This is a genomic window from Mesorhizobium sp. M0074 (genome assembly GCF_040322975.1).
Taxonomy (GTDB): domain Bacteria; phylum Pseudomonadota; class Alphaproteobacteria; order Rhizobiales; family Rhizobiaceae; genus Mesorhizobium.
This window is the reverse complement of sequence record NZ_JAMYUM010000028.1, coordinates 88,021-99,512: the sequence shown is the minus strand read 5'-3', so window position 1 is coordinate 99,512 and position 11,492 is coordinate 88,021. Positions and strand designations below refer to the sequence as shown.

Sequence of the window (11,492 nt, the reverse complement as noted above, 5' to 3'; positions counted from 1 at the left end):
ACCGCTTCGACGCACCTCCTGCAACAAACAGAAGCGGACATCTGATGTGCTACAAAAACCGGACAACTTGAAAAGCTACCGACAGGTTTTGCTGCACGCGCGAAGGCCGCGCGCCGTCGCCGCCTGTCAAGGCAGTTAATGTATTACGTCTGTTACGCGGCGTCAGGCCACCGCAGCCGGCAGGCTCGTCAGTCGCCTTCGCCGGGCTCGGGGGAGAAATATTTCTCGAACTTGCCAGTTTCGCCATCGAAATTTTTAGCGTCGGCCGGCGGCTCCTTCTTGGCGGTGATGTTGGGCCATTTGTCGGCATATTCGGTGTTGATCTGCAGCCATTTGTCGAGGCCCGACTCGGTGTCGGGCTTGATCGCGTCGGCCGGGCATTCCGGTTCGCAGACACCGCAATCGATGCACTCGTCCGGGTGGATGACGAGCATGTTCTCACCTTCGTAGAAGCAGTCGACCGGACAGACCTCGATGCAGTCCATGTATTTGCATTTTATGCAATTGTCGGTCACGACATAGGTCATTGGTCGGCTCCGGGACGTCCCATTTTATTGGGCTTTTTTGGTGAGGTAACGCCTTTGTCCGCTGGTGGCAAGGGCGGCCCCTGCCAGCGGTGCCGCGGTTTCCGGAATGGAATTCCGGAAGGCCGGCAAAGCGGGCGTTCGACCTTGCTCAATCGTCGCCGAGCAGGTGGTCGGTCTGGCGGCGTTCCTTCTTGGTCGGGCGACCGCTGCCGGCCTCGCGCAACGGCGGCACCGCATCCGGAAGCGCCTCGCCCTTGGGCGCGGGGGGCGGCGACATGTCCTCGTAGAGCAGGCGGGCCTCTTCGGCCGGGCCACGCCGTACGCCGGTGCCAAGGACCTTCCAGACGAAGATCCGCCGCTCCAGCGTGATGGTCAAAACGTCGCCCGGCCGGACCGTATCGGAGGCCTGCGCTGCTTTGTCGCGATTGATGCGGACGCGTCCGGCGACGACCAGCTTGGCTGCCAGCGTGCGCGATTTTACCGCGCGCGAGAAGAACAGCCACTTGTCGATGCGCTGGCGGGCATCAGTGACCATTGGACGAGCAGCCTACTTCTTCAGCTGGTCGCGCAACGCGGCGAGCTTGGCGAAGGGCGAGTCCGGGTCGAAGCGGACCGGGCGTTCCTCACGCGGCTTTGGCTGGAAGGCGGGTTTTGCGCCTTGGGCGCCGCCTTTGCCGTCCTGCCGGCCAGCCTTCCAGTCGGGCCGGTTTTCGCGCCGGTCGGGGCGTTCGCCTTGCGGCTTGCCGGCGCGCTGCTCTGCCGCCTCGCCTTGCGGCCTGGGCTTGAACTTGCTGCGGTCGAAGCGTGGCTTGCCGGCGCCGTCGCGCTGATCGTGACGCCCCTGACGGGCGGGCCGGTCGCCCGGCGTCGGCTGCCCGCCGGCATCTGCCGGCGCATCGCTGCGGCCGCCCGGCGCAGCTTGACCATTGCGCGCGCGACCGTCCCGATGATTGTCCCGGGGGCGGTTGTCATGCTGGCGATGACGCGGGCGCTGGTCGAAACGGCCCTGCCGCCATAACAGGATGGGTTTTGGCTCCTCGGCTTCTGGAGCAGCTTCGCCGGCGACGGCTCCTGCCGTCGCTGCAGGTTCGGCCGGCGATGCTTCCGTAGTGTCGGAAACCGGCGGTTCTGCCGGTGCCGCAGCCTCAGTTTCTGCCCCAAGTTCCGCCGTTGGCTCGGCCGCTGGTTCCGCAGGCGCTTCAGCAGTCGCCTCCGCGGCGGGCCGGGTCTCTTGCGTGACTTCTGCCGCAGCTTCAGGGGCTGGAGCTTCCGCGACAGGCTCTGCCGTCGCTTCGCTCACAGCTTCGGCCGCCGCCTCCGCAACAGGAGCCGCATCCGACACAGGTTCCGAAGCCTCCGCCGGCGGCTCTGCCGCGGCAGATGCTTCCGCCATCCTCGCCTGCTCGACTCGCGCAGCCTCTTCCGCCGCCTGCTTTGCAGCGGCAGCTTCACGCGCGGCATTGTCCTGTGCTTCGAGCCGCGCCTTGACCTCGGCCGCCGGTTTGGCATCGGCGCGATAGCCGAGTCCCTTCAGGATTTCTTCCATGTCGTCGGCGGTGGCGCCGAGGATCGACATCATCGGCGGCGTGACCATGAAGGACTGACCGTCATAGGCGCCGTCGGGGCGAGGGCCGAGGCCCGGCTTCCAGTTGGTCGCCGGCCGGATCAGGTCGGCCAGCCGTTCGAGAATATCGACGCGTACAGCACGCCGGCCAAGATTGCGGTAGCCGGCAAGCTTGTAGAAGGTCTTGTCGAAGGTCGGATCGATGACCACCGAGGTGCGGCCGGAGGCCAGTGCGTGAACGACATCGCCGAAGCCGGGCTTGTCCTTACCGTCGTTTCTCAGCGCCCACAGCAGCGTTATCAGCCCGGCCGGCGCCGGTTTGATCAGCGCCGGCACGAAGACATGGTAGGCGCCGAAGCGCACTCCGAGACGGCGAAGCGCCGCGCGGCCTTCCTGGTCGAGCGACTTCATCTCGTCGGCGATGTCGCGACGGTTGATGAGGCCGAGATGCTCGACAAGCTGGAAAGCGATGCCGCGGCCGATGCCGGTGATCTGCTCCGCATTCTTGAGGTCGACCAGCGGCTTCAGCAGGGATTCGATCTGGAAATTGACGAAGCGCTCGGCGCGCGCCGCAACCTTGTCGCGGGCCGGGCCGGTGAGTTGCTCGTCGGCGAGCAGAACGAGACGCGGCTTCAAAGCGTCTTCGCCGGCAACCAACGTGCCGATCGGGGCGCCGATCCAGCGCAGCGTGCCATCCGAACCCAGCGCAATGTCGCCATTGGCAGAGGCGCCGAAACGCTCGGCCCGCGACTCGAACTCGGCGGCAAGCGCCTTCTGCGCCGCCGCCCGCACCGCCTTGGCGTCTTCGCCGCCGGCGCTCTGGTCGGCGGTGAAGCGGAAACCTTGCAACTCGCCGACGTGATGGCCTTCGACGAGGACGGTTCCGGTTGGGCTGATTTCGGCTTCAGGCATCGTGTTTTCTCTAAGGCGCCGCATGAGGACGGAAGTCCTGCGGTCTACAAAACGTTTCGTCAACCGCTCATGCAGCGCATCCGACAATCTGTCTTCGATTTCGCGCGTCTTTTCCTGCCAGTGTGCCCGATCGGCCAGCCAGCCGGGCCGGTTGGAGACGAAGGTCCATGTGCGGATCTGGGCAATCCTGTGCGATAACGTGTCGATGTCGCCTTCGGTGGTGTCGGCACGGCGCACCTGCTCGGCCATGTAGTTCTCGTCGACATGGCCATGCCTGGCAAGGTCCATGTAAATGGAGGCAATCAAGTCGGCGTGCTGGGCCGGCGCGATCTTCCTGTAGTCGGGCAGCGCGCAGGCTTCCCACAGCAGCGCCACGCGCCTGGCATCGGTGGTGAGTGCCCGGACGTCCTCGTCGCGCGACAGATGCTCGAGCGCCTGCGCGTCTACTGCCGGCAGCGCGCGCGTCAGGCCTTCGACCGGGGCGTTGGTCTCAATCGAGCGCTTCAGCGCATCGAGGTTGGCGAAATCGAAATGCGCGGTACGCCACTGCAGCACTTTCACCGGGTCGAAATCATGCGCCTCGATCTTGTTGACCAGTTCATCATCCAGCGGATCGACCTGGCCGGTGACGCCGAAGGTGCCGTCGCGCAGATGCCGGCCGGCGCGGCCGGCAATCTGGCCGAGCTCGGCCGCCGTCAGGTTGCGGTACTGGTAGCCGTCGAATTTGCGATTCTGGGCGAAGGCGACGTGGTCGAGGTCGAGGTTGAGGCCCATGCCGATGGCGTCGGTGGCGACGAGGTAGTCGACGTCGCCCGACTGGAACAGCGCCACCTGGGCGTTGCGGGTGCGCGGGCTGAGTGCGCCGAGCACGACCGCGGCACCGCCCTGCTGGCGGCGGATCAGCTCGGCGATGGCATAGACCTCGTCGGCCGAGAAGGCGACAATCGCGGTGCGCCGCGGCAGGCGGGTCAGCTTCTTCGAGCCGGCATAGGCAAGATGCGACAGGCGTGGCCGGGTCACCACCGACACACCCCGCAGCAGGCGCTGCAGGATGCCGTGCATGGTAGCGGCGCCAAGCAGCAGCGTCTCCTGGCGGCCGCGCAGATGCAGGATGCGATCAGTAAAGATGTGGCCGCGTTCCAAATCGCCGGCGAGCTGGACTTCGTCGATGGCAACGAAGGCGGCGTCGGTCTCGCGCGGCATCGCTTCCACGGTGCAGACCGAGTATTTCGCGCCCGCCGGCTGGATCTTTTCCTCGCCGGTGATGAGCGCCACCTTATGGGCGCCGACCTTCTCGCAGACGCGCGTATAGACCTCGCGGGCAAGCAGCCTGAGCGGCAGGCCGATGACGCCGCTTTCATGCGCCACCATGCGTTCGATGGCGAGGTGGGTCTTGCCGGTGTTGGTCGGGCCGAGCACGGCCGTCACGTCTCGACCCGACAGGATCAGCGGTTCAGTGTGTTTCGGATGGATGTTCATCGGCCTGGAAATAAGGCTCTCTGCCTCGCATTGTCGGGAGCGCGCCCATATTGGCCGCGTATGACAGGCGACACATAGGGATTTCGGGCGCGAAGCGAAAGCGGAATATGCCGAGGGCAGGCCGATTGGTTGGTTCGAAGCCAGAAAATCTGTTCCCGATTAACAGTTGGAACGAGTCTGGAACGAATCAGCGACGAATCACTGACTCGCGCTGATTCAGGGTTTGTTCACGGCTACATCTGGGTTTTCTGTCGGCGTACCTCACCACATGCTGAATCACGGAAACTGGCCCGATTTATGCAGGCGGCATCCACGCGAGCACTGCGGTTAACCTCTGCCGGTGAATGGTCGTGGCTGGCCAATCTGCTTCGCACAACATTATGAAATTATTGATGTTTCCTAACGCGCTTTAATCATTTCGAGGGTGTTTTCAGCTCTCGCCGTTAACGTTCCGCTCAAAGCCGGAACGAATCGGCGACGAATCAGAGATAGCCGAAGTTTCTTGGTTTGTTCACCGCAGCATGTTGTGTTGTGAACAGCTTTTCCACCTAGAATCCACAGGCTGCCGGGCGGTTTTTGCACAGGCTGCGAGTTTGCCGTTAACCTTTGCGTGCCGGATTGGGGCAGCGTGCTGCATCGAGATCTTGCAACGGGAAGACCGCTATAGAAACGGGCCGTTTTGCAGGCCCGTTCGTCCAAGCGCGTATCTGTCTCAACGTAAAGATAAACGATCAGGCGATGTACTGGCCGCCATTGGCTGATATGGTCGAGCCGGTGATGAAACCGGCATCGTCGGAAGCGAGGAAGACGACGCAGCGCGCGATTTCCTCCGGCTCGCCGAGACGGCCGACCGGGATGTGCGGGATGACGCGCTCGTTGAGGACCTTCTCGTCCATTGCCTTGACCATCTCGGTGGCGATGTACCCGGGGCAAATGACGTTGACGGTGATGCCGGCGCGCGCGCCTTCCTGGGCCAGTGCCTTGGTGAAGCCGATATCGCCGGCCTTCGAGGCCGAATAATTGACCTGGCCGGCCTGGCCTTTCTGGCCGTTGATCGAGGAGATGGTGATGATGCGACCGAACTTGCGGTCGCGCATGCCGCCCCACAACGGATGCGTCATGTTGAAGACGCCGGAAAGGTTGGTGTCGAGGACCTCTTTCCATTGCTCGCGCGTCATCTTGTGGAACATCGCGTCGCGAGTGATGCCGGCATTGTTGACCAGCACCGAGACGGGACCGAGATCGGCTTCGATCTGTTTGATGCCGGCGGCGCAGGCCTCGTAGTCGGCGACCGACCATCTATAGACCGGGATGCCGGTCGCGGCCTTGAACTTTGCCGCCGCTTCCTCATTGCCGGCGTAGTTTGCGGCGACCGAATAGCCGGCGCTTTTCAAGGCGACCGATATCGCCGCGCCGATGCCGCGCGACCCGCCTGTGACGATTGCAACCTTTGTCATGCGTTTCCCTCCCAGAGTGAATGGTGAATGGTGAATGGTTATTGCGTAAGCCCTCCGATCTTCCATTCACCATTCACCATTCACCATTCACAATTTGCCATTCATCCCATTGCTTCCACGCACATGGCAACACCCATGCCGCCGCCGATGCACAGCGTGGCAAGGCCTTTCTTGGCACTTCTGCGGCGCATCTCGTAGACCAGCGTGTTGAAGATGCGGGCGCCCGAGGCGCCGACCGGATGGCCGATGGCGATGGCGCCGCCATTGACGTTGACGATGGCCGGATCCCAGCCCATGTCCTTGTTGACGGCGCAGGCCTGCGCGGCAAAGGCCTCGTTGGCTTCGACCAGATCGAGGTCGCCGACCGACCAGCCGGCCTTGGCCAGCGCCTTGCGCGAGGAGGGGATCGGTCCCGTCCCCATGATCTGCGGGTCGACACCGGCGGTCGCCCAGGAAACGATACGCACCAGCGGTGTGATGCCGCGCCTTGCGGCTTCCGCTTCGGTCATCAGCACCACGGCGGCGGCACCGTCGTTGATGCCGGAAGCATTGGCAGCAGTCACCGTGCCTTCCTTATCGAAGGCGGGCTTGAGCTTGGTCATGGCATCGATTGTCGCGCCGTGGCGGATGTATTCATCCTGGTCGACTACGGTGTCGCCCTTCCTGCCCTTGACTGTAAAGGCAACGATCTCGTCCTTGAATTTCCCGGCTTTCTGCGCGGCCTCGGCCTTGTTCTGGGAAGCCAGTGCGAACTGGTCCTGGTCGTCGCGGGTGATCTGGAACTGGCGGGCGACGTTCTCAGCGGTGTTGCCCATATGATAGCCATAGAAGGCATCGGTCAGGCCGTCCTTGATCATGGTGTCGATCAGCTTGAAATCGCCCATCTTGACGCCACCGCGCAGATGCTGTGCATGCGGAGCCATCGACATCGATTCCTGGCCGCCGGCAACGATGATCCTCGCGTCGCCCTGGGCGATCTGCTGCATGCCGAGCGCGATGGCGCGCAAGCCCGAGCCGCAGAGCTGGTTCAGGCCCCAGGAGGTCGCCTCCTGCGGTACGCCGGCAGCCATTGCCGCCTGCCGCGCCGGGTTCTGCCCTTGAGCCGCGGTCAGGATCTGGCCGAGGATGACCTCGTCCACCTCCTTGCCGTCGACGCCGGCACGGACCAGCGCTTCCCTGACGGCGACGGCACCCAATTCATGGGCTGGGGTGTTGGCGAAGGCGCCGTTGAAGGAGCCGACGGGCGTGCGCGCTGCACTGGCGACAACGATGGCGTTGGAAGCGGACATGTTCTTCTCCAGGCTTTCGGGGAACGATTTCGGGTGCCGTCGGGGACTTTTCTTGCCCTTTCCACAACCCGAGTCAAACCCGAAATGGGCATGGCGTTCCTCCGCGGCAAGCAGGCCGCGCGTCGCTGCGATGACGGCCCATCCGTGCTGCGCAGCATAAAATGGTCCCGCACTGCACAAACTGCTTGGATTCATGACGCTTTTGCGCATATCCTTTAAAAAGGCGCAATCGTTACCGGCGGCTTACTTAAGCTGCCCGGTGTCCGGGGAGGATGCAGATGGCCGCAAAAGACGAACCTATTGTTATCAAGAAATATGCCAATCGCCGTCTCTACAATACGGGCACCAGCACCTATGTGACGCTCGAGGATCTCGCTGAAATGGTCAAAAGAGGCGAGGACTTTACTGTCCAGGACGCCAAGACCGGTGACGACATCACGCATCCGGTACTGACCCAGATCATCTTCGAGCTGGAGAACAAGGACGGGCAGAACATGCTGCCGATCCCGTTCCTGCGTCAGCTCATCGCCTATTACGGCGACCAGATGCAGATGATCGTGCCGAGCTTTCTCGAGCAGTCGATGCTGGCCTTCTCTAAGGAGCAGGAACGCTTTCGCGAGCAGATGAAAGATGCGCTCGGCAAGTCGCCGATGGACATGATGAAGATCGCGACACCAATCAAGGTGCTGGAGGAGCAGACGCGGCGCAACATGGAAATGTTCCAGAACGCCATGCGGCTGTTCACGCCGTTCCCGCCCGCGGGCTCGGCGCCGGCAGCAGCGCCGGCCGAACCGGCCAGGAAGGAAACGCCGGAAAAACCCGACGACCTCCAGGAGCTGAAGGAGCAGATCGCCGCGATGCAGCGTAAGCTCGACACGATGTCCTGACTGCCGGCTGGCGAAGTGCAGCGTCGAACCTCTCTTCAGGTGCCGCTGAGACTTCGCAAGCAGCGCGGCTAGAGCTGCTCCGGCAGCGGTCCCTGGTAGCGGGCGCGTGGCCGGATCAGGCCGTTGCTCGTCACCTGCTCCACGGCATGCGCGGCCCAGCCGACGCTGCGGCCGAGTGCGAACAGGCGGAACGGCGCATCGGACGGCAAACGGAGGCCGCGCGTCAGCGCAGCCAAGGCGAAATCGACGTTCGGGCGCATGCCCGTTGCCGCAAAGGCCACATCGCAAAGCCGTAACAGCCCATCATCGACATCTATCGCGGCCAGCAACGGTTCCGCACGCGGATCGCCGTCGGGATAAAGCGGATGGCCAAATCCGGGCAGCGGCCTGTCGTGACCGAGCCAGCGTCCGACAGCCGCATCCGGCCCCAATCTCTGCGCATCCTCCGCCAGCATCATGACCGCCTCCGCGGCGCCGCCATGACGCGGCCCGGAGAGCGTGGCGAGGCCGGCAAGCAGGCAGGCCGAAACAGGTGCGCCGGTGGACGCGGCGACCCGTGCGGCGAAGGTCGATGCGTTCAATTCGTGATCGGCCAACAGCACGAGCGAGCGGCGGATCAAGTCTGCGCCGGCCGCATCAAGCGACCATCCCTGCGCCAGCCTTTCGTGCACGGCACCAGTTCCGGGAATCGCGCCGAGCGCCTGGGCCAAAGCGGCGATGGCGCCGGCCGCATCGTGGTTGAGCGAAGCCGATCTTCGGCCGAGCGAAGGCCGGCCGTTGGCCGCCAACGCGGCCAATTCCGCGAAGGCAGCCGGCCGGCCAGTTGCGCCGTTGCCATGGCGGCTCGCCGAGACGAACGACACTGGTGCGCCAGATGCCCAAAGCAGGTTTGCCGTCTGCTCCAGCGTGGCAGCCTCGCAGAGAGCAACCGCATCCTGGCCGCGATAGACAAGGCGGCCATGCAAAACGGTCGAGATCGTGGTGGCGATCGCCGGCTCACCCCAGGCAATTGCACTTTCGGCGATTGCCTGGGGATTTCGGCCACGAGCCCGGCGGCTCGCCAGCGCCGCGATATCGTCGGCGCGATACTGGCTGCGGCGTGGATCCGCCCGGTCCGGCCGCACGCCGATGCGTCCGCGGCTGACATAGGCATAGAGGGTCTGGGCTCGCACCTTGAGACGCTCCAGGGCTTCGTCCCGCGTCAGCCACTCCGTCATGTCAGCCTTGTCATGTTGATTCCGTTGATCAAGATTGATGGTCCAGTCACCAACCCTTATCTTCCACCCGGAAAGGGTCAAGGAGAAAACCAATGGCGAATGGGCTCGATGATGTGGTGGCGGCGGAAACGGTGCTCTCCGATGTTGACGGTCTTGGTGGCCGCCTGACCATCCGGGGCCATTCGTTGCCCGAACTGGCAGGCCGCTGGAAATACGCCGAGGTGGTTCATCTGCTGTTCGACGGCTTTTTCGACGATCTTCCCGACGGCAGGGAGCTGGCGAACGCGATCGGTCGGGCGCGCAGCGAAGTGTTCGAGCAGATCAAACCCTTGCTGCCGTTTCTCGCATCCGTCGATATCTACAGCGCGATGCGCGCCGGTATTGCCCTGCTGCCGGATGGTGACAAATTGTCGGACGCGCTGCGGCTGGTTGCGGCACCTGCCGTGCTGACGCCGGCCTTGCTGCGCTTGCAGCGCGGCGAAAGCCCGATTGCGCCCGATAGCAAGGCCGATCATGCAGCCGACATGCTGCGGATGCTGACCGGCATTGTGGCCTCGCCTAAATTGGCGAAGGCGCTCGATGCCTATCTCGTGACGGTTTGCGACCACGGCCTCAACGCATCGACCTTCGCCGCGCGCGTGGTCGCTTCGACGCAGGCCGGGCTTACTTCGGCGGTGCTGGCCGGGCTCGGAGCGCTCAAGGGGCCGCTGCATGGCGGCGCGCCAGGTCCGGTGATCGAGATGCTGGATGCGATCGAGGTGCATGGCGACGCCGCCGGCTGGCTGCGTGGCGAGATCGCGCGTGGCGGCCGCATCATGGGCTTCGGCCATCGCATCTATCGCGTGCGCGATCCGCGTGCCGACGTGCTGAAAGCCGTCGTGCGCCAGCTCGGCGCCGAGGGCGAAAGCGGCCACCGGCTGGCCTTCGCCGAAAGCGTGGAGCAGGCGGCGCTCGAAGTGCTCCGCATCGCCAAGCCGTCACGCTCGCTCCAGACCAACGTCGAGTTCTTCACAGCGCTCCTGCTGGAAGCGGCGGGCTTTCCGAAAGAGGCGTTCACCAATGTCTTTGCTGCCGGGCGCGTCGCCGGCTGGATTGCCCATGCGCGCGAGCAGCAAACGAGCGGACGGCTGATCCGGCCGCAGTCGCGCTATATCGGGACGGTGCCGGACCTCGTCGCCTGACGAGCTTTCAGCGCATGCTTTGCGAAACGAGGCGACGACCTCTCTTAGGGGACGAGAGAGGTCTACATGACAAAAATTTCATGTCATTGCTCCACACATCCGCTGTTCTTGGGTGACAGAGAGCCTATATGCTGCAGTGCAGCATGGTTCCACGGGAGCCCGCCTCGAAAGGAATAAAGCCGCCTTGACCGCCAGAAAAACCGCCATCGTCACCGGTTCCACCTCGGGCATCGGCCTGGCCATTGCCCACGCGCTCGCGGCCGAAGGCTGCAACGTCGTCGTCAATTCCTTTTCCGACACCGCCGACGACCGCGCCATCGCAGACGCGATCGCGAAGCACCACAAGGTGAAGACCGCCTATGTCAAAGCCGACATGTCGAAGCCGGCCGAGTGCCGGGCTTTGGTGGCGAAGGCAGCCGAGGCATTCGGCTCGGTCGACATCCTGATCAACAATGCCGGCATCCAGCATGTCGCGCCGGTGGAAAGCTTCCCGATCGAGAAGTGGGATGCGATCATCGCCATTAACCTGTCATCGGCCTTCCACACCATCGCAGCCGCCATCCCGTTGATGAAACAGGCCGGTGGCGGCCGGATCGTCAACGTCGCCTCGGCCCACGGCCTTGTCGCCTCGCCGTTCAAGTCGGCCTATGTCTCGGCCAAGCATGGCATTATGGGCTTGACCAAGACTGTCGCCCTGGAACTGGCGCGCGACAAGATCACCTGCAATGCCATTTGTCCGGGCTATGTGTTGACGCCGTTGGTCGAGGCGCAGATCCCCGACCAGATGAAGGCCAACAAGATGGACCGCGAGACGGTGGTCCGTGAGGTCATGCTCGAAAAGCAACCGACCAAGGAGTTCGTCACCGTCGAGCAGGTTGCGGCGGCCGCGGTGTTCCTATGCTCGGATGCGGCGGCGCAGATCAACGGCGCGCACATCTCTGTCGATGGCGGCTGGACCGCTCAGTGAGGCTTCCAGCGG

At 63.8% G+C, this 11,492-nt stretch carries 9 protein-coding genes; 3 read left to right on the top strand and 6 right to left on the bottom strand.

From position 1 onward, the window contains the following. Window positions 1–188 precede the first annotated feature (188 nt). The 5 genes from fdxA to NKJ73_RS29550 form a co-directional block, all read right to left on the bottom strand. The gene (fdxA, locus tag NKJ73_RS29570; protein WP_352452512.1) at window positions 189–527 is read right to left on the bottom strand and encodes a ferredoxin FdxA; all 339 of its coding nucleotides are present in this window, start codon (window positions 525–527) and stop codon (window positions 189–191) included. Between the two features lie 148 nt (window positions 528–675). Next, complete coding sequence (locus tag NKJ73_RS29565; protein ID WP_023680553.1) at window positions 676–1,062, bottom strand: RNA-binding S4 domain-containing protein; 387 nt, start codon at window positions 1,060–1,062, stop codon at window positions 676–678. 12 nt (window positions 1,063–1,074) lie between these two features. Beyond that, window positions 1,075–4,482, bottom strand: a complete 3,408-nt coding sequence (locus NKJ73_RS29560) for a helicase-related protein (protein WP_352572009.1) — start codon at window positions 4,480–4,482, stop codon at window positions 1,075–1,077. A 731-nt stretch (window positions 4,483–5,213) separates the two neighbouring features. Then, a complete protein-coding gene (gene phbB / locus NKJ73_RS29555) occupies window positions 5,214–5,939 on the bottom strand; it encodes an acetoacetyl-CoA reductase (RefSeq protein WP_352572008.1) in 726 nt (241 codons plus the stop codon). Between the two features lie 101 nt (window positions 5,940–6,040). After that, on the bottom strand, window positions 6,041–7,228 hold the full coding sequence (locus tag NKJ73_RS29550; protein WP_352572007.1) for an acetyl-CoA C-acetyltransferase: 1,188 nt from the start codon (window positions 7,226–7,228) through the stop codon (window positions 6,041–6,043). 278 nt (window positions 7,229–7,506) lie between these two features. Between NKJ73_RS29550 and phaR the strand changes: the two genes are divergently transcribed. Then, complete coding sequence (gene phaR / locus NKJ73_RS29545; protein WP_023678449.1) at window positions 7,507–8,115, top strand: polyhydroxyalkanoate synthesis repressor PhaR; 609 nt, start codon at window positions 7,507–7,509, stop codon at window positions 8,113–8,115. 68 nt (window positions 8,116–8,183) lie between these two features. On the opposite strand, the gene NKJ73_RS29540 is transcribed toward phaR, so the two are convergent. Then, entirely contained in the window at window positions 8,184–9,332 is a 1,149-nt protein-coding gene (locus tag NKJ73_RS29540) for a citrate synthase (protein ID WP_023678450.1), read from the bottom strand. A 92-nt stretch (window positions 9,333–9,424) separates the two neighbouring features. Between NKJ73_RS29540 and NKJ73_RS29535 the strand changes: the two genes are divergently transcribed. Beyond that, entirely contained in the window at window positions 9,425–10,513 is a 1,089-nt protein-coding gene (locus NKJ73_RS29535; RefSeq protein WP_023678451.1) for a citrate synthase/methylcitrate synthase, read from the top strand. Between the two features lie 184 nt (window positions 10,514–10,697). After that, window positions 10,698–11,480 carry a 3-hydroxybutyrate dehydrogenase gene (locus NKJ73_RS29530; protein ID WP_023678452.1) on the top strand — a complete coding sequence of 261 codons (783 nt, stop codon included), beginning with the start codon at window positions 10,698–10,700 and terminating at the stop codon, window positions 11,478–11,480. Window positions 11,481–11,492: the final 12 nt, after the last annotated feature.

Coding starts and splice junctions, on each gene's coding strand:
- fdxA (WP_352452512.1), bottom strand. CDS start 527: ATGACCTATGTCGTGACCGACAATTGCATAAAATGCAAATACATGGAC.
- NKJ73_RS29565 (WP_023680553.1), bottom strand. CDS start 1,062: ATGGTCACTGATGCCCGCCAGCGCATCGACAAGTGGCTGTTCTTCTCG.
- NKJ73_RS29560 (WP_352572009.1), bottom strand. CDS start 4,482: ATGAACATCCATCCGAAACACACTGAACCGCTGATCCTGTCGGGTCGA.
- phbB (WP_352572008.1), bottom strand. CDS start 5,939: ATGACAAAGGTTGCAATCGTCACAGGCGGGTCGCGCGGCATCGGCGCG.
- NKJ73_RS29550 (WP_352572007.1), bottom strand. CDS start 7,228: ATGTCCGCTTCCAACGCCATCGTTGTCGCCAGTGCAGCGCGCACGCCC.
- phaR (WP_023678449.1), top strand. CDS start 7,507: ATGGCCGCAAAAGACGAACCTATTGTTATCAAGAAATATGCCAATCGC.
- NKJ73_RS29540 (WP_023678450.1), bottom strand. CDS start 9,332: ATGACGGAGTGGCTGACGCGGGACGAAGCCCTGGAGCGTCTCAAGGTG.
- NKJ73_RS29535 (WP_023678451.1), top strand. CDS start 9,425: ATGGCGAATGGGCTCGATGATGTGGTGGCGGCGGAAACGGTGCTCTCC.